This is a genomic window from Pseudomonas sp. TE3552 (genome assembly GCF_056278945.1).
This window is the reverse complement of sequence record NZ_JBWBQJ010000001.1, coordinates 5398875-5419815: the sequence shown is the minus strand read 5'-3', so window position 1 is coordinate 5419815 and position 20941 is coordinate 5398875. Positions and strand designations below refer to the sequence as shown.

Annotated in this window: 20 protein-coding genes; 7 read left to right on the top strand and 13 right to left on the bottom strand. The window is 59.9% G+C overall.

The annotated features are described in order from the left end of the window. Positions 1 to 68 precede the first annotated feature (68 nt). From ACZ9BB_RS24465 to ACZ9BB_RS24455, 3 genes are all read right to left on the bottom strand, one after another. Positions 69 to 344 (bottom strand): HU family DNA-binding protein, encoded by a 276-nt coding sequence (locus ACZ9BB_RS24465; RefSeq protein ID WP_003213368.1) that lies wholly within the window; start codon positions 342 to 344, stop codon positions 69 to 71. A 190-nt stretch (positions 345 to 534) separates the two neighbouring features. Beyond that, positions 535 to 1683: an NAD(P)/FAD-dependent oxidoreductase gene (locus tag ACZ9BB_RS24460; RefSeq protein ID WP_476216983.1), complete on the bottom strand. Its 1149-nt coding sequence runs from the start codon at positions 1681 to 1683 to the stop codon at positions 535 to 537. Between the two features lie 19 nt (positions 1684 to 1702). Continuing rightward, a complete protein-coding gene (locus tag ACZ9BB_RS24455; RefSeq protein ID WP_007896465.1) occupies positions 1703 to 1870 on the bottom strand; it encodes a rubredoxin in 168 nt (55 codons plus the stop codon). A 227-nt stretch (positions 1871 to 2097) separates the two neighbouring features. On the opposite strand from ACZ9BB_RS24455, the gene ACZ9BB_RS24450 reads away from it, so the two are divergent. Continuing rightward, positions 2098 to 2634 (top strand): chorismate--pyruvate lyase family protein, encoded by a 537-nt coding sequence (locus ACZ9BB_RS24450; protein ID WP_476216980.1) that lies wholly within the window; start codon positions 2098 to 2100, stop codon positions 2632 to 2634. After that, a complete protein-coding gene (gene ubiA / locus ACZ9BB_RS24445; protein WP_476216978.1) occupies positions 2634 to 3524 on the top strand; it encodes a 4-hydroxybenzoate octaprenyltransferase in 891 nt (296 codons plus the stop codon). Before ACZ9BB_RS24450 ends, ubiA begins: the two co-directional genes overlap by 1 nt. A gap of 89 nt (positions 3525 to 3613) precedes the next feature. Here ubiA and ACZ9BB_RS24440 read toward each other — a convergent pair whose 3' ends face one another. Further along, complete coding sequence (locus tag ACZ9BB_RS24440; protein ID WP_476216976.1) at positions 3614 to 3997, bottom strand: COG4315 family predicted lipoprotein; 384 nt, start codon at positions 3995 to 3997, stop codon at positions 3614 to 3616. Positions 3998 to 4149: 152 nt separating this feature from the next. Between ACZ9BB_RS24440 and phoB the strand changes: the two genes are divergently transcribed. The 3 genes from phoB to ACZ9BB_RS24425 all read left to right on the top strand — a co-directional run bounded on the left by phoB (position 4150) and on the right by ACZ9BB_RS24425 (position 7654). Continuing rightward, complete coding sequence (gene phoB, locus ACZ9BB_RS24435) at positions 4150 to 4839, top strand: phosphate regulon transcriptional regulator PhoB (protein ID WP_003229608.1); 690 nt, start codon at positions 4150 to 4152, stop codon at positions 4837 to 4839. A gap of 65 nt (positions 4840 to 4904) precedes the next feature. Then, the gene (gene phoR, locus ACZ9BB_RS24430; protein ID WP_476218411.1) at positions 4905 to 6191 is read left to right on the top strand and encodes a phosphate regulon sensor histidine kinase PhoR; all 1287 of its coding nucleotides are present in this window, start codon (positions 4905 to 4907) and stop codon (positions 6189 to 6191) included. A gap of 122 nt (positions 6192 to 6313) precedes the next feature. After that, positions 6314 to 7654, top strand: a complete 1341-nt coding sequence (locus tag ACZ9BB_RS24425) for a hemolysin family protein (protein WP_476216975.1) — start codon at positions 6314 to 6316, stop codon at positions 7652 to 7654. A 172-nt stretch (positions 7655 to 7826) separates the two neighbouring features. On the opposite strand, the gene ACZ9BB_RS24420 is transcribed toward ACZ9BB_RS24425, so the two are convergent. The 8 genes from ACZ9BB_RS24420 to ACZ9BB_RS24385 all read right to left on the bottom strand — a co-directional run bounded on the left by ACZ9BB_RS24420 (position 7827) and on the right by ACZ9BB_RS24385 (position 18547). Continuing rightward, positions 7827 to 8723 (bottom strand): peptidoglycan DD-metalloendopeptidase family protein, encoded by an 897-nt coding sequence (locus ACZ9BB_RS24420; protein ID WP_476216973.1) that lies wholly within the window; start codon positions 8721 to 8723, stop codon positions 7827 to 7829. A gap of 200 nt (positions 8724 to 8923) precedes the next feature. Then, positions 8924 to 9874, bottom strand: a complete 951-nt coding sequence (locus ACZ9BB_RS24415; protein ID WP_476216971.1) for a response regulator — start codon at positions 9872 to 9874, stop codon at positions 8924 to 8926. A 181-nt stretch (positions 9875 to 10055) separates the two neighbouring features. Then, positions 10056 to 10817, bottom strand: a complete 762-nt coding sequence (gene phoU, locus ACZ9BB_RS24410) for a phosphate signaling complex protein PhoU (RefSeq protein ID WP_007934507.1) — start codon at positions 10815 to 10817, stop codon at positions 10056 to 10058. 71 nt (positions 10818 to 10888) lie between these two features. Beyond that, positions 10889 to 11722, bottom strand: coding sequence for a phosphate ABC transporter ATP-binding protein PstB (pstB, locus tag ACZ9BB_RS24405; protein WP_007934504.1), 834 nt, complete (start codon positions 11720 to 11722; stop codon positions 10889 to 10891). Positions 11723 to 11815: 93 nt separating this feature from the next. Continuing rightward, positions 11816 to 13486: a phosphate ABC transporter permease PstA gene (gene pstA / locus ACZ9BB_RS24400; RefSeq protein ID WP_476216968.1), complete on the bottom strand. Its 1671-nt coding sequence runs from the start codon at positions 13484 to 13486 to the stop codon at positions 11816 to 11818. 15 nt (positions 13487 to 13501) lie between these two features. Then, on the bottom strand, positions 13502 to 15535 hold the full coding sequence (locus tag ACZ9BB_RS24395) for an ABC transporter permease subunit (protein ID WP_476218409.1): 2034 nt from the start codon (positions 15533 to 15535) through the stop codon (positions 13502 to 13504). Between the two features lie 463 nt (positions 15536 to 15998). Continuing rightward, positions 15999 to 17000, bottom strand: a complete 1002-nt coding sequence (locus ACZ9BB_RS24390) for a phosphate ABC transporter substrate-binding protein PstS family protein (RefSeq protein WP_476216966.1) — start codon at positions 16998 to 17000, stop codon at positions 15999 to 16001. Between the two features lie 248 nt (positions 17001 to 17248). After that, positions 17249 to 18547 carry an MFS transporter gene (locus ACZ9BB_RS24385; protein WP_476216964.1) on the bottom strand — a complete coding sequence of 433 codons (1299 nt, stop codon included), beginning with the start codon at positions 18545 to 18547 and terminating at the stop codon, positions 17249 to 17251. A gap of 366 nt (positions 18548 to 18913) precedes the next feature. Here ACZ9BB_RS24385 and ACZ9BB_RS24380 point away from each other — a divergent pair, with 366 nt between their 5' ends. Then, a complete protein-coding gene (locus tag ACZ9BB_RS24380) occupies positions 18914 to 19318 on the top strand; it encodes an acyl-CoA thioesterase (RefSeq protein WP_007896491.1) in 405 nt (134 codons plus the stop codon). 86 nt (positions 19319 to 19404) lie between these two features. After that, positions 19405 to 20304 (top strand): D-hexose-6-phosphate mutarotase, encoded by a 900-nt coding sequence (locus tag ACZ9BB_RS24375; protein ID WP_476216961.1) that lies wholly within the window; start codon positions 19405 to 19407, stop codon positions 20302 to 20304. 83 nt (positions 20305 to 20387) lie between these two features. Here ACZ9BB_RS24375 and ACZ9BB_RS24370 read toward each other — a convergent pair whose 3' ends face one another. Further along, entirely contained in the window at positions 20388 to 20924 is a 537-nt protein-coding gene (locus ACZ9BB_RS24370) for a DUF3299 domain-containing protein (protein WP_030132475.1), read from the bottom strand. Positions 20925 to 20941: the final 17 nt, after the last annotated feature.

The following is a 20941-nucleotide window of genomic DNA, read 5'->3' as shown; positions in this document are numbered from 1 at the left end:
GGCACCCAACCTCGTTGGCGTGCCCATTTTTTATCCCGCTCGCCCGCTGTGCGGGAAGTCGGTGCGTGTTACGGATTAACGCTGTCTTTCAACGATTTGCCTGGCTTGAACGCAACAGTGTTGCTGGCCTTGATTTTGACTGGCTCACCGGTCTGCGGGTTTTTGCCCGTACGTGCACCGCGATGGCGTTGCAGGAAGGTGCCGAAGCCCACCAGCGTGACGCTGTCTTTGCGGTGCAGAGCGCCGGTGATTTCTTCGAGAACGGCGTTGAGGACGCGGTTGGCCTGTTCTTTGGTGAGGTCTGCTTTTTCTGCAATTGCAGCAGCGAGTTCTGGTTTACGCATTAGTGAAGCCCCTTTGACGGTTTTTTGTTGTTATGTCCGTGCTGTTCTCGTTGGAACAGCGCCCAAGGCGCCGCAGGCTCTACTCTGCGGCAGACGGGAGTGAGGATGGCACGCGCTTAAGACCGGCGCCAGTCTCCCCGCGACCTTTGTGGGGGCAAAAGCGGGGTGATTCCGACAGAACGACCGCTATTTACGCCAGCAAGGCGGGAAGCTCTTTGTTCAGGGCGAGTTTTTCCATCACCGCCGCGCCTGTCAGGGCATAGCCCAGTAATTGGCCGGCGCTGTCGCGGCACAGCACCTTGATGTCCGCGCCCTGCCCTTCGACCGTCCAGACGCCTTCCGCACCCCGTGGTGGCGGCGAAACCACCAATGGGCAGACCGGTGTTTTCACCGTGATCGGCATCGGGCCATAACTCACCGCTGTAGTGTTTCCGGCGAGGGTTTGGGCCAGCGCTCTCGCACAGCTCATGAGGGGCATGACGTACAACAGATTCAGCCCGTCGACCTCGGCGCAGTCGCCCAAGGCGTAGATGTTGGCGTGAGAGGTTTTCAGGTGACGGTCGACCACCACGCCGCGATTGACCTGCACCCCGGCAGCGGCCGCCAGGTCGATGCGCGGGCGCAGGCCGATGGCCGAGACCACTACATCGCAAGGGATGACCTGGCCGTCGGACAGGTGCGCCTCCAGGCCGTCTGCCACTCGCTGCAAGCGATTGAGCACCGGCCCGAGGTGGAAGCGCGCGCCCAGGCTTTCCAGGCCGGCCTGGACCGCAGCGGCCGCCGCCGGGTGCAGCAAGGTCGGCATGACCTGTTCGCACGGTGCAACCAGTTGCACCTCGTAACCACCGAGAATCAGGTCGTTGGCGAATTCGCAGCCGATCAAACCGGCGCCCAACAGCAACACCCGACGTTTGCCGGCCGCGGCCGCGCGAAAGCGTGCGTAGTCTTCAAGATCGTTGATCGGGAAAACGGCGTCAGCGGCATCGCCTTCGATCGGCACCCGCACGGTTTCCGCGCCCCAGGCCAGGATCAGGTCGCGGTAGATCACCGCCTCTTCACCAATCCACAGGCGCTTATGGCCTGGGTCGATACCGCTGATGCGCGTGTGGGTACGCACTTCGGCCTTCAATTGCTCGGCCATGGCGCCCGGTTCGGCCATGCTCAGGCCGTCGGCGTCTTTATTCTTGCCGAAGCCGGTGGAGAGCATCGGCTTGGAGTAGGAGCGTCCGTCATCTGCAGTAATCAGCAGCAGCGGGGTTTCGCCATCGAGTTTGCGAAACTCCCGGGCCAGATTGTAGCCAGCCAGCCCAGTGCCGACGATCACGACAGGTGCGTTCATTCCTTGCTCCTTGCTTGTCTTAGTTGATTTCAATCATTTCGAAATCCATCTTGCCCACGCCGCAATCCGGGCACAGCCAGTCTTCCGGCACGTCCTGCCACGGTGTGCCCGCCGCAATACCGTCGTCCGGCCAGCCCTCGGCTTCGTTATAGATCAGGCCGCAGACCACACATTGCCACTTTTTCATTCAGGTATTTCCTCGGGATTCAGGCTTTTGCCGGCGCGAACGGTCGATAGGTGGAACGCTGCCGTCCGGCTCAGGGCGTTTTGTACTGATCGCGCCCGGCAGATGCAAGCCTGTTCGGCGCAACGGCAGGCCGGATCAATCAAAATCGCCGTCTGACATGGTAAGCTCGCCGCCTCATTTGCTGCCAATAATGACTCACTGTGCCGCACTCAAAATCTCCCTCCCCGATGCCGCTCTGGCTCCCTCGAAGCCAACTGACGCCCCTCCCCGACACGTCTACGCTCGATTGGTTGTTCGATGAAGGATCGCTGACCCGGCGCCTGATCCGCTTGTCGAATGACGGTTTCAGCGTCACGCCGCTGTTCGAAGGCTGGCAATCGCTGCGCACCGATGAATGTGCCGCGCTGGAGCTGGCCGAAGGCAGCGAAGGTTGGGTGCGTGAGGTGTATCTGCGCGGCCACGGTGAAGCCTGGGTGTTCGCCCGCAGCGTGGCGGCGCGTAGCGCGCTGCAGGGCGACGGGTTGCATATGGATGAATTGGGCAGCCGCTCTCTGGGCGAATTGCTGTTTTGCGATCAGGCGTTTCAGCGTCGGGCCATCGAGGTTTGTCACTATCCTCAAGCATGGTTGCCGATGGAGGCTCAGGCGCCTGAACTGTGGGGCCGGCGCTCGCGCTTCGATCGTGGCGCCTTGAGCGTGCTGGTGGCCGAGATCTTCCTGCCGACCTTGTGGAACGCCACCCGCGCCCATCCGGAGAATTGCTGATGTACCAGAGCCTGCTCAAGTCCCTGAATCGCTTGAATCCTCGGGCCTGGGATTTCATTCAGTTGACCCGCATGGATAAGCCGATCGGCATTTATTTGCTGCTGTGGCCGACGTTGTGGGCACTCTGGATTGCCGGTGAAGGTTCCCCGTCATTGGCCAATATCGTGATTTTCGTGCTCGGCGTGGTACTGACCCGCGCCGGCGGTTGTGTGATCAACGATTGGGCAGACCGTAAGGTCGATGGCCACGTGAAACGCACCGAACAGCGGCCACTGGTGAGCGGCAAGATCAGCTCGAAAGAAGCCCTGGTGTTCTTCGCGGTGCTGATGGGCGTGAGTTTCCTGCTGGTGTTGTGCACCAACGCGACGACTGTCTGGCTGTCGCTGGGCGGCTTGGCCCTGGCGTTCACGTATCCATTCATGAAGCGCTACACCTATTACCCGCAAGTGGTGCTGGGCGCGGCGTTCTCCTGGGGTATGCCCATGGCGTTCACCGCCGAAACCGGTGAACTGCCGGCAGCGGCCTGGTTGCTATGGATCGCCAACCTGTTGTGGACCGTGGGCTACGACACCTATTACGCCATGACCGACCGCGATGACGACCTGAAGATCGGGGTGAAATCCACGGCGATTCTGTTTGGCGACGCCGACAGGGCGATCATTCTGACCCTGCAAGGATTGGCACTGGGGTGTTTGCTGCTGGCAGGTTCGAAATTCCATCTCGGCGGCTGGTTCCACCTTGGGCTACTGGTGGCAGCGGGCTGTTTTGGGTGGGAGTTCTGGTACACCCGCAGCAAGGACCGGATGCGCTGCTTCCAGGCGTTTTTGCACAACCACTGGGCCGGGTTGGCGATTTTCGTGGGGATTGTGCTGGATTACGCGTTGCGTTGACCGTTGGAAAAGATCGCAGCCTGTGCCAGCTCCAACAGAGGGATGGAGCGACTGCAGGCCGCGAACTGTTTACGGCGCAGGCGAATCGCTTATTTATGCTCGCGCATGATGTGCCAGACGTTCTTCATATTGTCGCCTGCCATATCACCGGGTTTTTTGTCCTTCATGAAGGTGTAAAGCGGCTTGCCATCATAGGCCCACTGCATCTTACCGTCGTCACGCTTGATCGTGCTCCACTTGCCTTCGGGCTTGGCGCCCGCCGGCGCCATCATTGGCGGCCAGTATTCAGTGCACTCGCCGTTGCACATCGACTTACCGCCTGAGTCCTTGTCGTATGTGTACACCGTCATGCCCTTGTGATCGACCATCATCCCGTCTTTCATCATGGCCGGTTCTGCCGCGAAGGCCAAGGATGGCAGCGTTAGCGCAGCCGTGACCAGCAGGACCTTCCAGGATTGAGCAATGTGATTCATGGAAACCTTCCTCTTGTGGTTGTCAGGATTCGGAATTAGAGCTTAGTTCAGGATCGCGACAATCGCAGGGCGGCTAAAATACTGTCACACGACTGCAATAATTCCGTTATCTAATGCGGCGCAAGACAGTTAAATGACAAGAGGATTAAGGCATGGTTGGCAGGAGCATTCTGATCGTCGACGACGAAGCGCCCATTCGCGAAATGATCGCCGTTGCGTTGGAAATGGCCGGCTATGACTGCCTGGAGGCGGAGAACTCCCAGCAAGCCCATGCCATTATCGTCGACCGCAAGCCGGACCTGATTTTGCTCGACTGGATGCTGCCCGGCACCTCCGGCATCGAACTGGCCCGCCGCCTCAAGCGCGATGAACTGACCGGGGACATCCCGATCATCATGCTCACCGCCAAGGGCGAAGAGGACAACAAGATCCAGGGCCTGGAAGTCGGCGCTGATGACTACATCACCAAACCGTTTTCCCCGCGCGAACTGGTTGCGCGGCTGAAAGCTGTACTGCGCCGCGCCGGCCCGACCGATGGCGAAGCGCCGATCGAAGTCGGCGGCCTGCTGCTGGACCCGATCAGCCACCGCGTGACCATCGACGGCAGACCCGCCGAGATGGGCCCGACCGAGTACCGCTTGCTGCAATTCTTCATGACCCACCAGGAACGCGCGTACACCCGCGGCCAGTTGCTGGACCAGGTCTGGGGCGGCAATGTCTACGTTGAAGAGCGCACCGTCGACGTGCACATCCGTCGCCTGCGCAAAGCCCTCGGCGATGCCTACGAAAATCTGGTACAAACCGTGCGCGGCACCGGCTACCGGTTTTCCACCAAGGCCTGAAGACTCGCTGACAAGGATGCAAATTTTCCGTGAATCAAAACTGGCATGGCACCCTGATTCGCCACATGCTGTTGCTGGTCACCGCTTGCCTGGTGATCGGCCTGATTTCCGGCTACTACGGCTGGAGCCTCGCCGTGGGTCTGGGTCTTTACCTGGCCTGGACCCTCAAGCAGTTGCTGCGCCTGCACGAATGGCTGCGCCTGCACCAGCCCGATGAAGCACCGCCCGACGGCTATGGCCTGTGGGGCGAAGTGTTCGACAGCATCTATCACCTGCAACGTCGCGACCAACGGGTACGCGGGCGCCTGCAAGCGGTGATCGACCGGGTCCAGGAATCCACCGCCGCGCTGAAAGACGCGGTGATCATGCTCGACAGCGATGGCAACCTTGAGTGGTGGAACCGCGCGGCTGAAACCCTGCTGGGTCTCAAGACGCCTCAAGACAGCGGCCAGCCCGTGACCAACCTGGTGCGCCATCCGCGCTTCAAGGAATATTTCGAGCAGGACAGCTACGCCGAGCCACTGGAAATCCCGTCGCCGATCAACGATCGCCTGCGCATTCAGTTGTACATCACCCGCTACGGCAACAACGAGCACTTAATGCTGGTGCGCGACGTGACGCGTATCCATCAATTGGAGCAGATGCGTAAAGACTTTATCGCCAACGTATCCCACGAGCTGCGCACACCGCTGACGGTGATCTGCGGCTACCTGGAAACCCTGCTCGATAACGTCGAGGACGTGAATCCGCGCTGGACCCGTGCCCTGCAGCAAATGCAGCAGCAAGGCGGGCGCATGCAAACCTTGCTAAACGATTTGCTGCTACTGGCCAAACTGGAAGCCACCGATTACCCGTCGGACAACCAACCGGTGGCCGTCGATGGCTTGCTGCAATCGATCAAGAGCGATGCCCAGCAGCTGTCAGGCCAGAAAAATCAGCGCATTACCCTGGAAGCCGATCCGACGATTCTGCTCAAGGGCAGCGAAGCCGAATTGCGCAGTGCGTTTTCCAACCTGGTGTTCAACGCGGTGAAATACACCCCGGCCGAGGGCAATATCCGCATTCGCTGGTGGGGTGACGAGCAAGGCGCACACCTGAGCGTGCAAGATTCGGGGATCGGCATCGACAGCAAACACCTGCCGCGCCTGACCGAACGCTTCTACCGTGTCGACTCCAGCCGCAATTCCAACACCGGTGGCACCGGGCTGGGACTGGCCATCGTCAAACACGTGTTGCTGCGCCACCGGGCACGCATGGAAATCAGCAGTGTGCCGGGGCACGGCAGCACGTTTACCTGCCATTTTGCGCCAGCCCAGGTCACCAAATCCCGGGTCATCAGCGCCGCCGACTGATACCGACCAGCACTCGCCACTAGGCAATCACTCAGTCAGCCGCTACATTGGCTGACTTGTGCCTGCTCTTCAGGCGCACTTTTTTCTTTCTTTCGAATATACGGAACCCGCAAAACTCCATCATGGACCCTTCCCCTGGTTTGACCCTCGCAACAATATTCGCCGACTTCGGCATGATTCTTTTTGCTCTGATCCTGGTTTTGCTCAACGGCTTTTTCGTTGCGGCGGAGTTTGCCATGGTCAAACTGCGCTCGACCCGGGTCGAAGCCATCGCTGAACAGCACGGCTGGCGCGGGCACATCCTGCGTACGGTGCACAGTCAGCTCGATGCTTACCTGTCAGCGTGCCAATTGGGTATCACCCTCGCCTCTCTGGGGCTGGGCTGGGTCGGCGAACCGGCGTTCGCGCACCTTCTGGCACCCGTGCTGAGTGCCGTGGGCGTAGATTCCGCTGAAGTGGTCAAGGCAGTTTCGTTCTTCACTGCGTTCTTCATCATTTCGTACCTGCACATCGTGGTCGGTGAACTGGCGCCGAAATCCTGGGCCATTCGCAAACCCGAGTTGCTGTCGCTGTGGACGGCGGTGCCGCTGTACTTGTTCTACTGGGCCATGTACCCGGCCATCTACTTGCTCAACGCCAGCGCCAACCAGATCCTGCGCATCGCTGGACAAGGTGAACCCGGCCCGCACCACGAGCACCATTACAGCCGTGAAGAACTGAAGCTGATCCTGCACTCCAGCCGTGGCCAGGATCCGAGCGACCAAGGCATGCGCGTACTGGCCTCGGCGGTGGAAATGGGCGAGCTGGAAGTAGTCGACTGGGCCAATTCCCGGGAAGACCTGGTCACGCTTGAGTTCAACGCACCGCTCAAGGAAATTCTGGCGCTGTTCCGTCGTCACAAGTTCAGCCGTTACCCGGTATACGACAGCGGGCGCCAGGAGTTCGTCGGTCTGCTGCACATCAAGGATCTGCTGCTCGAACTCGCCGCCCTGGATCACATTCCCGAGTCGTTCAACCTCGCCGAACTGACCCGGCCGCTGGAGCGCGTGTCGCGGCACATGCCGCTGTCACAACTGCTGGAACAATTTCGCAAGGGCGGCTCGCATTTCGCCGTGGTCGAGGAAGCCGACGGCAACATCATCGGCTACCTGACCATGGAAGACGTGCTGGAAGTGCTGGTGGGCGACATTCAGGACGAACACCGCAAGGCCGAACGCGGGATTCTCGCGTATCAGCCGGGCAAGCTGCTGGTGCGGGGCGATACGCCGCTGTTCAAGGTGGAACGCCTGCTGGGCATCGACCTGGACCACATCGAAGCCGAAACCCTCGCCGGGCTGGTCTACGAAACCCTGAAACGGGTGCCGGAAGAGGAAGAAGTGCTGGAAGTCGAAGGATTGCGGATCATCATCAAAAAGATGAAAGGGCCGAAGATCATATTGGCCAAGGTGTTGATGCTCGATTAAGCGTGCGTTCGGTGGTGAGCGGGTTCTTATGGCGAGGGAGCTTGCTCCCGCCGGGTCGCGAAGCGGCCCCAAATCCCGCAGCCGCGTTCATCCAGGCATACTGCATTCACTGGTTTACGACTGCTGCGCAGCCGAGCGGGAGCAAGCTCCCTCGACACAATCCTCGTTGCCTTCACTGCTTGCCCAACGCAAAGTTGGGCAATGTACCTACCGGTTGATTGAACTGGTACGGAATCGACACCAGCCCCAACCCGGTATTGCGCTGCACCACGAAGTGCAGGTGCGGGCCGCTGCTGTTGCCGGTGTTGCCCGACAGCGCCAGCGCGCTGCCCACTACCACTCGCTGACCTTCCCGTACGCAGACAGAACCTTTCTTGAGGTGCAGGTAAACGCCCATGGTCCCATCGTCGTGTAACACCCGCACGAAATTGCCCGACGGGTCGTTGCCGCGTCCGGATTGACCATTCTCGGTTTTCACCACCACCCCGCCGCGCGCCGCGATGATCGGCGTGCCTTCGGGCATGGCGATGTCCATCGCATATCGATTCTTCGGCCCGTAGTGGCTGTATTGGCCATTGGCGCCCTGACTCAGGCGAAACGGCCCGCCACGCCAGGGCAATGGATATCGATAGGCCATGGCCGCCCCTGAGGGGTCGCCCAAGGAATATGCGAACCTTGGGGTATACACAATCGGCCTTCCGGCCTTCGTCGGCGTGAGCAGGGCCAGACGAAGGTTACTGCGCGCCGGCATCACCCGCCGGATCGGTCGGCTCGGCGCTCCGCTGACGTTCTGCAGTCTGTCGAAACTCAGCTCGATCTCGACCGGCGCATACAGGTCGTTGCGCACGAACACGCTGTCCATGCCATTCAGCCTCTTGATGTCGAGGTACACCTGCCGCTCAAGGTGTTCGACCATTCGGTCGCGAAAAACGAACACCTTCGCACCTTTGGTGGGGCGATCACTGTAAGAGACCACGCCACTGGCATTAGTGGACCTGTAGATCGTCATGGCCACAACCGAGGTGGAGGCCATGAAAAGACCACAGAAAAACAGCAGGCGCGCGAGCATGGGCAAAATTCTGTTGAGTAGGCCTGGAAAGGAGCCTAGCAGCAGAAATGGACCCGCGTAGTCGGCAGATGTTTCAAAATGGGCAGTTCAGAAGATGTGCGGTGATTTCGATGGCCTCTTCGCGGGCAGCCTCGCTCCTTGGTAAACGGTGAATCTGGAGCGAGGCTTGCCCGCGAAGACGGACTGTCAGGCGGCGAAGATTACGCGCCGGGTACGAAGTGCTTCTGCGCAGTGCCACGGGCGATCAGGCGGGAGATGTAGTCGAGCTTCTGCGCATCCTGGTCGACAAAACGGAAGGTCAGTTGCAGCCACTCGCTGTCGGGTTTCGGTTCGTGGGCGACGATGGCGTGCAGGTAGCCGTTGAGGCGGGCAGTTTCGGCGTTGTCGCCCTGCTCCAGGTCGAGTACGGCGTTGTCGAGGACTTGCGGCAAGGTGTCGGTGCGTTTCACCACCAGCAGCGCTTCCTTGATGCTCAAGGCCTTGATCACGCATTGCTGAGTGCCGCTCGACAGGCGCAGTTGACCTTGGCCACGACCGCCAGCTGATGCGGAGGCAGCGGCAGGCGCCTTGATCGGTGGGTTGTTGAGCAGGCCGCGAGACGGCGCCGCAGCCGGGGCTGGCGCTGCGGCGGCAGGTTTGGCAAACGGGTTGACCGCTGCAGCCGAGGGTGCGACTACCGCCGCTTTACCGCCGGTCAATGCGCTGAGGGAATCATTACCGAACGCCGAATTCATTTTAGTCGGCGCACTGTTCATCAAGGTGTCGAGCTTGCCAACCTTGTTCAGCGCCTGCTTGACCTTGGTCAGCAGCTGCTCGTTGGTGAACGGCTTGCTGACGTAGCCGGAAACCCCGGCCTGGATCGCCTGGACCACGTTCTCTTTATCGCCACGGCTGGTCACCATCACGAACGGCATGGTCTTGAGGTTGTCCTGCTCGCGGCACCAGGTCAGCAACTCCAGACCGGACATTTCCGGCATTTCCCAGTCGCACAGAACCAGGTCGAACGCTTCCTTGGCCAGCATGGCCTGGGCCTTTTTACCGTTGACTGCATCTTCGGTCCGGATCCCCGGGAAGTAGTTACGCAGGCACTTTTTTACCAGGTCACGAATGAACGACGCATCGTCCACGACCAACACACTGATCTTGCTCATCCAACACCCCTTTAAAAATCCCGGCAAGCATAACGCTGGCTGATGGCACTTTGCCAAAACTCTTCAGTCACGCCGGGACTTTTCGTTCGCGGGTGCTGCATTTCAATTCGGCTTTTCAGTTCAAAAGCCACACAAACAAAAACGCCCGGCCAAGGGGCCGGGCGCTTTTTCTTGGGCAACCTTACTTATCGTCAGCTTTGTCCGGAACATTAGCGGTTTCGGCACTTGTGCCTTCCACTTCTTCCTTCATGCGCTTGAGGCCCAGGTGACGCACGTCGGTGCCGCGCACCAGGTAAATCACCAGTTCCGAGATATTGCGCGCGTGGTCGCCGATGCGTTCAAGGGAACGCAGCACCCAGATAATGCTCAAGACACGCGAGATAGAGCGCGGGTCTTCCATCATGTAGGTGGCGAGTTCGCGCAGCGCGGTCTTGTATTCGCGGTCGATGATTTTGTCGTACTGCGCCACCGACAGCGCCAGGTCGGCGTCGAAGCGGGCAAATGCGTCCAGGGCATCGCGAACCATATTGCGCACCTGGTCGCCGATGTGGCGAACCTCGACATAACCGCGCGGCGCTTCGCCTTCTTCGCACAACTGAATGGCCCGACGGGCGATCTTGGTGGCTTCGTCGCCGATACGCTCGAGGTCGATCACCGATTTGGAGATGCTGATAATCAGACGCAAGTCCGACGCCGCCGGCTGACGACGGGCCAGAATGCGCAGGCATTCTTCGTCGATGTTGCGTTCCATCTGGTTGATCTGGTCGTCGACCTCGCGCACTTGCTGGGCCAGGCCGGAGTCGGCCTCGATCAGCGCGGTGACCGCGTCGTTGACCTGCTTCTCGACCAGCCCGCCCATGGCCAGGAGGTGGCTGCGCACTTCCTCAAGCTCAGCGTTGAACTGCTGGGAGATGTGATGGGTAAGGCCTTCTTTACTAATCATGTTGGCGTCCTTGGAGCGTCCGGTAAGGTGCGGTGGACCGCAGCGTCAGTTCAGTGAGCAACAACCGCTTACTAGCCGTAACGACCGGTGATGTAGTCTTCGGTCTGCTTCTTCGCCGGATTGGTGAACAGGGTGTCGGTGTCGCCGAACTCCACCAGTTTGCCCATGTACATGAACGCCGTGTAGTCGGAAACCCGCGCGGCCTGTTGCATGTTGTGGGTCACGATCACAATGGTGAATTTGGATTTCAGTTCGTAGATCAGCTCTTCGACTTTCAGCGTGGAGATCGGGTCGAGTGCCGAGCACGGTTCGTCGAGCAGCAGCACTTCCGGCTCCACGGCGATGGTGCGGGCAATCACCAGACGTTGCTGCTGACCACCGGACAGGCCGAGTGCCGATTCGTGCAGACGGTCTTTGACCTCGTCCCACAGCGCCGCGCCTTTCAACGCCCATTCGACGGCTTCGTCGAGGATGCGCTTTTTGTTGATGCCCTGGATGCGCAAGCCGTAAACCACGTTTTCGTAGATGGTTTTCGGGAACGGATTCGGCTTCTGGAACACCATGCCGACCCGGCGACGCAGCTCGGCCACGTCTTCGCCCTTGCGGTAGATGTTGTTGCCATACAGATTGATCGCGCCTTCGACCCGGCAGCCATCCACCAGGTCGTTCATGCGGTTGAAGGTGCGCAGCAGCGTGGACTTGCCGCAGCCGGACGGACCGATAAAGGCGGTCACGCGCTGTTTCGGGATGTTCATGCTGACGTCGTACAGCGCTTGTTTTTCACCGTAGAACAGGCTCAGGCCCGGCACTTCGATGGCCACGGTTTCCTGCTCGAGGCTCAGGCTCTGTTTGTCGCGGCCCAGGGCCGACATGTTGATGCCGTGAGTGTGTGCTTCGTGCTGCATGGGAGGCTCCCTGTGCTAACAAATTCGGTTCAGTGAGCCGCTGGCCTCACAAGATGGGCCAGCGGTGTCGCCGCTCTGTAGGTGCGGCGGTAATTAGCTATCCAGCGCTTTGTACTTCTCGCGCAGGTGGTTACGGATATAAACGGCCGACAGGTTCAATGTCGCGATCACCAGTACCAGCAGCAGCGCCGTGGCGTATACCAGCGGCCGCGCGGCTTCGACGTTCGGGCTCTGGAAGCCGACGTCATAAATGTGAAAGCCCAGGTGCATGATCTTCTGGTCCAGGTGCAGGTACGGGTAGTTGCCATCCACCGGCAGCGACGGCGCCAGCTTCACCACACCCACCAGCATCAGCGGCGCCACCTCACCAGCGGCACGGGCCACGGCGAGGATCATGCCGGTCATCATTGCCGGGCTGGCCATCGGCAGCACGATCTTCCACAAGGTTTCGGCCTTGGTCGCGCCGAGGGCCAACGAGCCTTCGCGCACGGTGCGAGGAATCCGCGCCAGGCCTTCTTCGGTGGCCACGATCACCACCGGCACCGCCAGCAGGGCCAAGGTCAACGAAGCCCACAGCAGACCCGGCGTACCGAAGGTCGGTGCCGGCAAGGCTTCGGGGAAGAACAACCGGTCGATCGAGCCGCCCAGCACATAAACGAAGAAGCCCAGGCCGAACACGCCGTAAACGATCGCCGGTACGCCCGCCAGGTTGTTCACCGCGATGCGGATAATCCGGGTCAACGTGTTCTGCTTGGCGTATTCACGCAGGTACACCGCCGCCAGCACACCGAACGGGGTGACGATCATTGCCATGATCAGGGTCATCATCACGGTGCCGAAGATCGCCGGGAAGATCCCGCCTTCGGTGTTCGCTTCACGCGGGTCGTCGCTCAGGAACTCCCAGACCTTGCTGAAATAGAAACCGATCTTGGTGAAGGTGCCCATGGCGTTCGGTTGATAGGCGTGAACCACTTTACCCAGGCTGATTTCGATTTCTTTACCGTTGGCATCGCGGGCGGTCAGGCTGTCGCGGTTGAACTGCGCGTGCAGATCACTCAGGCGCGCTTCAACCTCTTGATAACGGGCATTGAGTTCGGCGCGCTCGGATTCCATGTCCGCTTGCGCGGCAGGGGCGAGCTTGCCTTCCAGCTCCAGTTTGCGACCGTGCAGGCGAATGCGCTCCAGGCCAGCGTTGATAGTACCGATGTCGACCTTTTCCAGGGTCTTGAGTTGGGCGGCCAGTTGGTTCACCCGATTGATCCGCGCTTGCAGTTCAGGCCATGCGGCCTCGCCCTCGGCGATAACCTTGCCGTCCTGTTTGACGTTGACCAGGTAGCCGTAGAAATTGCCCCATTCGCGACGCTCCAGAGCCATCAATTCGACTGGCCTCTTCTGGTTGGTCAGCCACTCGCCGACAATCCAGGTGAAGTCCGTACCGTTCAAGTCACGGTTGCCGACCTTGATCAGCTCGCGGGTCATGAATTCCGGGCCTTCGTCCGGTACCGGCAGACCGGCGCTTTTCAGACGCGCACGCGGCACTTCTTCTTTCTGCACCACTTCGCCGATGACCAGGTGATTGGCCTGGCCTGGCACGTCGTAGCTGGCGTGGATCAGGTCCGCCGGCCAGAAGTGACCCAGACCGCGCACGGCAATCACCGCCAGCAGGCCAATGGTCATGATGACCGCAATGGACACCGCGCCACCGCTGATCCAGACGCCGGGGGCGCCGCTCTTGAACCATCCATTCAGGGAGTTCTGTTTCACAGACTTCTACCTTTCTTAAAGCGACGAGTATTTCTTGCGCAGACGCTGACGAATCAGTTCCGCGAGGGTGTTCATGACGAAGGTGAACAACAGCAGTACCAGCGCCGAGAGGAACAGCACGCGGTAGTGGCTGCCGCCGACTTCCGATTCGGGCATTTCCACCGCGACGTTGGCCGCCAGGGTACGCAGGCCTTCGAACAGATTCATTTCCATGACCGGGGTGTTGCCGGTGGCCATCAACACGATCATGGTTTCACCCACCGCACGGCCCATGCCGATCATCAGCGCCGAGAAAATGCCCGGGCTGGCGGTGAGGATCACGACGCGAGTCATGGTCTGCCACGGCGTGGCACCGAGGGCCAGAGAGCCGAGGGTCAGGCCGCGAGGCACGCTGAACACGGCGTCTTCGGCGATAGAGTAGATGTTCGGAATAACCGCAAAGCCCATGGCCAGACCGACCACCAGAGCGTTGCGCTGGTCGTAAGTGATGCCCAGGTCATGGGAAATCCACATGCGCATGTCGCCGCCGAAGAACCAGGTTTCCATGTAGGGGCTCATGTACAGCGAGAGCCAGCCCACAAACATGATCACCGGAATCAGGATCGCGCTTTCCCAGCCGTCCGGCACTTTCAGGCGGATGGACTCAGGCAAGCGACTGAAGACGAATCCGGCCACCAGAATGCCGATCGGCAGGAGCATCAGCAGGCTGAAAATGCCCGGCAAATGCCCTTCCACATACGGCGCCAGGAACAGGCCGGCGAAGAAGCCGAGGATCACCGTCGGCATCGCTTCCATCAACTCGATCACCGGTTTGACCTTGCGACGCATGCCCGGTGCCATGAAGTACGCGGTATAGATTGCCGCGGCGACGGCCAGGGGCGCGGCCAGCAACATGGCGTAGAACGCGGCCTTCAGGGTACCGAAGGTCAGCGGCGAGAGGCTCAGCTTGGGTTCGAAGTCGGTGTTGGCGGCGGTCGATTGCCAGACGTATTTAGGCTCGTCGTAGTTCTCGTACCAGACCTTGCTCCACAACGCGCTCCACGAGACTTCCGGGTGCGGGTTGTCGAGCAGCAGCGGTTGCAGTTTGCCGCCCTGCTCCACGATCACACGGTTGGCCCGTGGCGACAGGCCGAAAAGGCCTTGGCCATCGACCACCTGGTCCACCAGCAAAGTGCGGTGAGCGGTGCTGTGGAACACCCCGAGCTTGCCGGACGCGTCGAGGGCAACGAAGCCTTTGCGGCGCTCTTCGGCAGTGATTTCAACGATCGGCGTAGTGCCCATCTGGAAGGTACGGATCTGCTTTAGACGCAGCTCGCCATCGGGGTCGCGAGCCATGAACCACTGAGCGAGGCCACCCTTGGAGTCGCCGACGATCAGCGAGATGCCACCGAGCAATTGAGTACTGGCGGTCACTTCGGCATTACCGTCTTCAAGCAACTTGTAGCGACCGTTGAGGCTCTTGTCGCGCAGGCTGAAAACGTCGGCCTGAGCACGGCCATTGACCACGTACAGCCACTGCTGACGCGGGTCGACGAAGATGTTCTTCACCGGTTCCGTCATTTGCGGCAGATCGATGCGCTTCTGCTCGCTGGTGACTTCGCCGGTCATCATGTTTTCTTCGCTGGTCAGCGACATGACATGCAGCTGCGCACCGGTGGCGCCGGCCAGCAGCAGGGTCGAATCGGTAGCATTGAGGCTGACGTGTTCCAGAGCACCGCCCGCCTCGTTCAGTACGACTGGCGCTTCACCATACGGGTATTCAATAGCCGGCGAGATGGTTTTCTTGCCATCGGGGTAGCTGACTTTATAGGTGTGACGGAACACCAGGGCCTGGCCGTTGGACAACCCCACCGCCACCAATGGATGGCCAGGTTGGTCTTCACCGATGGAGGTCACGCTGGTGCCGGCCGGGATCGGCAGGTCGACGCGACGCAGTTCGGCGCCGCTGTCGATATCAAAAAACAGCGCCTGGCCCTTGTCGGAAACCCGCATGGCGACCTGGTTCTGTTCTTCGAGGGAAATCATCAACGGCTTGCCGGCGTCTTGCATCCAGGCGGGCGTGATGGAGTCTTTGGCGGTCAGATCGGCACCCTGGAACAGTGGCGCGACGACATAGGCCAGAAAGAAAAAGATCAGCGTGATCGCGCCAAGAACGGCGAGGCCGCCGACGAGCACGTACCAGCGGGTCAGGCGATCTTTGAGCGCACGAATACGGCGCTTGCGATGCAACTCAGGCGTATTGAAGTCAATTCGCTTGGGGGGATTTGTAGTCATGGTGGAGTTGGCCAGATCATTCATGCGCACACCCTAGCGATCCTGTATGACAGAAAGATGACAATGCAGTGACGCAACAAATCCGCCGCCAGCGGTAACTGGCAGTGGATCGGAAATTTGGGGAGGGCCGGGTCGCCAGCGTGGCAACCCTGAGCCTTTGCAGGAGCGAGTGATGCGGCGATTCCTTCGCGGGCAAGCCTCGCTCCTGCAGGTCCGGGTTTACCCCGGACCTAGGGTTTTACTTTTTTGCGACTTCAGCGCCGCCTTCCGCCAGGCCGAGGTCAGCCAGTGCTTTTGCAGCGACCTTGGCTGGCAGAGGGATGTAGCCGTCTTTCACGACAACTTCCTGACCCTGTTTGGACAGAACCAGTTTCACGAACTCGGCTTCCAGCGGGGCCAGAGGCTTGTTCGGGGCTTTGTTGACGTAAACGTAGAGGAAGCGCGACAGCGGATACTTGCCGTTCAGGGCGTTTTCTTCGGTGTCTTCGATGAATTCAGTGCTGCCTTTCTTGGACAGGGCCACAGTCTTCACGCTGGCAGTCTTGTAGCCAATGCCCGAGTAACCAACGCCGTTCAGCGAGGAGCTGATCGACTGCACGACCGAAGCCGAGCCTGGTTGTTCGTTGACGTTTGGCTTGTAGTCGCCTTTGCACAGGGCTTCTTCTTTGAAGTAGCCATAAGTGCCGGATACCGAGTTACGACCGAACAGTTGAACCGGCTTGTTGGCCAGGTCGCCGGTCACACCCAGGTCGCCCCAGGTTTTGACGTCTGCTTTAGCGCCGCACAGACGAGTCGAGGAGAAGATCGCGTCGACTTGTTCCATGGTCAGGTGCTGGATCGGGTTGTCTTTGTGTACGAACACCGCCAGGGCGTCCACGGCAACCGGGATAGCGGTTGGCTTGTAGCCGTACTTCTGCTCGAAGGCAGCCAGTTCGGTGTCCTTCATCTTGCGGCTCATCGGGCCCAGGTTAGAGGTGCCTTCAGTCAGCGCAGGTGGCGCAGTGGCGGAGCCAGCGGCCTGAATCTGGATGTTTACGTTCGGGTATTCTTTTTTGTAGTTCTCAGCCCACAGGGTCATGAGGTTGGCCAGGGTATCGGAGCCGACGCTGGACAGGTTGCCCGACACACCAGTGGTCTTGGTGTAGCTCGGGATAGCAGGGTCAACAGCGGCAACCGCGTTGGCAGTCGCAACGCCAGCAGCGACAAAAGTCATTGCCGCCATCAAACGCTTCAGTTTCATGCCTTACTCCTAGCAGATAGGTGTGTTAAGTCGGGGCCAAGTATCAGCAGGCCGTGTGAACACTCTATGGCTGAAATATGACAATTGGATGAAAGGCCAGTATTTGGTTTTTTCGCAGGAATACCGCGTTATCGTTCTTCGCGGGCAAGCCTCGCTCCTACAGGATTAGTGTCATTTCAAAATTGGCGCATGACCTGTAGGAGCGAGCGGTGCGGCGATCCGACTTGCCCGCGAAGACGTCGGTCGGCTTAGCGACCTTTCTTCCAGAGATACCCGCCCACCAGAATCCCGACCCCACAAATAATCGCTACGTAATAGGCCGGCCCCATCGGACTTTCCTTGAGCAGCAGGGTGACGACCATCGGGGTCAGGCCGCCGAAGATGGCGTAGGCCAGGTTGTAGGAAAACGACAACCCGCTAAACCGCACCACAGCCGGGAAGGCTTTGACCATCACGTACGGCACCGCACCGATGGTCCCGACCAACAGACCGGTCAGTCCATACATCGGGAACAGCCAGTCGGGATGGTTGAACAGGCTGTGATAGAACGTCCACGAACTGATCAGCAGCGCGGCGCTACCGAGTACGAACACCCGACCGGCGCCGAAGCGGTCAGCCAATGCACCGGAGGCCACACAGCCCAGGCTCAGGAACACAATGGCCAGGCTATTGGCCTGCAACGCGGTAGTCGGCGGGAAATGATAGACGGTCTGCAGCACGGTCGGAGTCATGAGGATGACCACGATGATGCCGGCGGACAGCAACCAGGTCAGCAGCATGGAAATCAGAATCGCGCCGCGATGGTCGCGCAACACGGCGCGCAGCGGCACTTCTTCGGCCAGGGCCTTGCGCAATTGCAGCTCGGCGAACACCGGAGTTTCGTGGAGCCAACGGCGCAGGTAGACCGAGAACAGGCCAAATACACCGCCCAGCAGGAACGGGATTCGCCAGGCGTAGTCCGACACTTCCACCGGCGTATAAACGCTGTTGATCGCAGTGGCGACCAGCGAGCCCAAAAGAATACCGGCGGTCAGACCGCTGGTCAGCGTGCCGCAGGCATAACCGATGTGCCGCTGCGGCACGTGTTCGGAAACGAATACCCAAGCCCCTGGCACTTCACCGCCAATTGCCGCGCCCTGGATCACCCGCATCAGCAACAAGAGGATCGGCGCCCACATACCTATCTGCGCATAAGTCGGCAGCAAGCCCATGATCAGGGTCGGCACGGCCATCATGAAAATGCTCAGGGTGAACATCTTCTTGCGTCCCAACAGGTCACCGAAGTGCGCCATGACGATACCGCCCAGCGGACGCGCCAGGTAGCCGGCGGCGAAGATGCCGAACGTCTGCATCAGGCGCAGCCACTCGGGCATGTCGGCGGGGAAGAACAGTTTGCCGACCACTGTGGCGAAGAACACAAAGATGATGAAGTCGTAAAACTCCAACGCGCCGCCCAAGGCAGACAGCGACAATGTCTTGTAGTCGTTACGGGTCAGCGGACGTGCGGGTTGAGCTGGCTGCGCGATGCTCGAGGGCGCTGTGGTCATGGCAAGGGCTTCTCTTATAGGCGGATCTGCAACCTCAACAACGCTGGCGGAGGCTTGGGCAGGTTCGGCACGATAGCAAATTGTTCAAAAAAGCACATAGAGGCGCGTATTTGACGGTCGAAATGAGAACCGGACGGTCGTCGTGGAGTCTACCGATCGATATACTCCCAATATTGCAACGGCTTGTAAGGGGTTGCTGTGCGAAACCGTTGTTGGCCTCCACCAGCCGATTTCGCAGAGTTTCCCTTTAGGCGCCTTACGAAAAACGTGACGAACGTAGTATGTTCGGGGCTGAATCGTTTTTCTTGAAGACGGCTATTCACCTGAAAGACCAACGTAGAGTCACGGGTCAGAGGCACCCCCGGCATGATAGAGCTCGAACAAGAAGATCCAATCCCGCAAGGCGACCTGGCCTTGCAAATCACCGCGCTCCCGCGCGAAACCAACGGCTTTGGCGATATTTTCGGCGGCTGGCTGGTGGCGCAGATGGATTTGGCCGGTACCGCAATGGCCAGCAAGGTTGCCGGCGGGCGGGTAGCCACCGTTGCGATCGACCGCATGGCATTCCTGGTGCCGGTGGCGGTGGGCGCGCAGCTCTCCTTCTATACCCAGGCCCTGGAAATCGGCCGCAGCTCGATTCAGATGATGGTCGAGGTGTGGAGCGACGATCCACTGTCCAGCGAGTGGCGTAAAGTCACCGAAGCAGTCTTCGTGTTCGTCGCCATCGACGGCAGTGGCCGCACTCGTTCGGTTCCGCCTAGAGCTCGTTAAACCTGAGCTCGTAAAAAACGGTGCGTTAAACCCGGCGACCGTTTTGCGGTCCATTGCAGTCATTGTTCCTGATCGAGAGTTGCCCCATGAACACGCCCAACGTTGAAGCCGTGAAACTGGATGAACTGAACTGCTGGCGTATCCGCCACGGTCAGGCCGAATTGCTGGTGGCCCAGCAAGGCGCGCACATCCTCAGTTATCAACTGGCTGGCGAGCCGCCGCTGATCTGGCTCAACGACGAGGCGGCATTCAAGACCGGCAAGAGCATCCGCGCCGGTGTGCCGGTGTGCTGGCCGTGGTTCGGTAACCTGTCGCGCAATCCACAGAGTGTCCAGGCCATGCGCGTCAGCCAGGAACCGCCGACCGCCCATGGTCTGGTGCGAGCGATGAACTGGGAACTGGGCGGCATCGAAACCGAGGGCGAAAGCCTGAAGGTGGAATTCGTTCTGCCCTATCCCGAGGGCGGTCTGCCAGGCTGGCCGCATCAGGTGGACTTGAAGCTGAGCATTCGCCTGGATGAGCAGTTGCACATCAGCCTGACGAGCGAGAACAAGGGGGCTGAAAATGTCACCATCAGCCAGGCATTGCACAGCTATTTCGCGGTCAGCGATGTGCGCAACGTGCATGTTGAAGGGCTGGACGGCTTGAGCTACATCGAAACCCTGGACGACTGGAAAACCGTCTCCCAGACCGGTGATTTGCACTTTACTGGCGAGACCGACCGCATCTATCTCAATACTCCGCCGAAGCTGAATATCGTTGATCCGCATTGGGAACGACGCATTGAGCTGACCAGCAGCGGTTCGCGCTCGGCGGTAATCTGGAACCCGTGGATCGACCGCGCCGCGGCGTTCAGCGACATGGCCGACGATGGCTGGCAGCGCATGCTGTGCATTGAAACAGCGAATGTGATGGGGGATGTGGTGACGCTGGCACCGGGGGCGAGCCATACCTTGGGTGTGAGCATCGCCAGCAAACCGCTATAAAAGCTCCGCGGGCAAGCCTCGCGCCTACAGGACTGTGAGTCATTGTAGGAGCGAGGCTTGCCCGCGAATGGATCCATATAACGCTACAAATCCGACTCCTTGACCACCCGTACCTGTGCCGCATCCAGCGCATACGCTGCATCTGCCAGGTCGTTGTTGACCGTCTCGATCTTCAACGTGCCAGTCACCCACAGTGGCGTGTAGATATCGTTCAGCTTCAGGCCTTTGGGATAACGCACCAGCACCAGTTGGTTAGGTGGCGGTGGCGGCACGTGGATGCACGCGCCCGGATACGGTACGAGGAAGAACAACGTGCTGCGGCCCTTGGCGTCGGATTCCAGCGGCACCGGATAACCGCCGATGCGGATGTGCTTGTCGTTCATCGACGGCACGGTTTTGGTCGAGTACATCACCGCCGGCAAGCCCTTGCTCTGCTTCATGCCACCCTTTTGGGTAAAGGTGCCATTGGCTTCCGGGGAGTTATGGTCGATTTCGGGCATGGCCTCGAGGGCTTTCTGATCCGACTTGGGCATCAGCTCGAGCCAGTCGGTTTCCGGCAATTCGCCGGCGTGGGCCAAACCACTGCCCAGGAAAAGAAGAGTCAATAGAAGACGGCGCATGAAGGTGCTCGGCAAAG

What these genes read in the sequence shown, in the direction of transcription:
- ACZ9BB_RS24465 (WP_003213368.1), bottom strand. Translation starts at nt 344, where the DNA reads ATGCGTAAACCAGAACTCGCTGCTGCAATTGCAGAAAAAGCAGACCTC.
- ACZ9BB_RS24460 (WP_476216983.1), bottom strand. Translation starts at nt 1,683, where the DNA reads ATGAACGCACCTGTCGTGATCGTCGGCACTGGGCTGGCTGGCTACAAT.
- ACZ9BB_RS24455 (WP_007896465.1), bottom strand. Translation starts at nt 1,870, where the DNA reads ATGAAAAAGTGGCAATGTGTGGTCTGCGGCCTGATCTATAACGAAGCC.
- ACZ9BB_RS24450 (WP_476216980.1), top strand. Translation starts at nt 2,098, where the DNA reads ATGCCGCTCTGGCTCCCTCGAAGCCAACTGACGCCCCTCCCCGACACG.
- ubiA (WP_476216978.1), top strand. Translation starts at nt 2,634, where the DNA reads ATGTACCAGAGCCTGCTCAAGTCCCTGAATCGCTTGAATCCTCGGGCC.
- ACZ9BB_RS24440 (WP_476216976.1), bottom strand. Translation starts at nt 3,997, where the DNA reads ATGAATCACATTGCTCAATCCTGGAAGGTCCTGCTGGTCACGGCTGCG.
- phoB (WP_003229608.1), top strand. Translation starts at nt 4,150, where the DNA reads ATGGTTGGCAGGAGCATTCTGATCGTCGACGACGAAGCGCCCATTCGC.
- phoR (WP_476218411.1), top strand. Translation starts at nt 4,905, where the DNA reads ATGCTGTTGCTGGTCACCGCTTGCCTGGTGATCGGCCTGATTTCCGGC.
- ACZ9BB_RS24425 (WP_476216975.1), top strand. Translation starts at nt 6,314, where the DNA reads ATGGACCCTTCCCCTGGTTTGACCCTCGCAACAATATTCGCCGACTTC.
- ACZ9BB_RS24420 (WP_476216973.1), bottom strand. Translation starts at nt 8,723, where the DNA reads ATGCTCGCGCGCCTGCTGTTTTTCTGTGGTCTTTTCATGGCCTCCACC.
- ACZ9BB_RS24415 (WP_476216971.1), bottom strand. Translation starts at nt 9,874, where the DNA reads ATGAGCAAGATCAGTGTGTTGGTCGTGGACGATGCGTCGTTCATTCGT.
- phoU (WP_007934507.1), bottom strand. Translation starts at nt 10,817, where the DNA reads ATGATTAGTAAAGAAGGCCTTACCCATCACATCTCCCAGCAGTTCAAC.
- pstB (WP_007934504.1), bottom strand. Translation starts at nt 11,722, where the DNA reads ATGCAGCACGAAGCACACACTCACGGCATCAACATGTCGGCCCTGGGC.
- ACZ9BB_RS24395 (WP_476218409.1), bottom strand. Translation starts at nt 15,535, where the DNA reads ATGCAAGACGCCGGCAAGCCGTTGATGATTTCCCTCGAAGAACAGAAC.
- ACZ9BB_RS24390 (WP_476216966.1), bottom strand. Translation starts at nt 17,000, where the DNA reads ATGAAACTGAAGCGTTTGATGGCGGCAATGACTTTTGTCGCTGCTGGC.
- ACZ9BB_RS24385 (WP_476216964.1), bottom strand. Translation starts at nt 18,547, where the DNA reads ATGACCACAGCGCCCTCGAGCATCGCGCAGCCAGCTCAACCCGCACGT.
- ACZ9BB_RS24380 (WP_007896491.1), top strand. Translation starts at nt 18,914, where the DNA reads ATGATAGAGCTCGAACAAGAAGATCCAATCCCGCAAGGCGACCTGGCC.
- ACZ9BB_RS24375 (WP_476216961.1), top strand. Translation starts at nt 19,405, where the DNA reads ATGAACACGCCCAACGTTGAAGCCGTGAAACTGGATGAACTGAACTGC.
- ACZ9BB_RS24370 (WP_030132475.1), bottom strand. Translation starts at nt 20,924, where the DNA reads ATGCGCCGTCTTCTATTGACTCTTCTTTTCCTGGGCAGTGGTTTGGCC.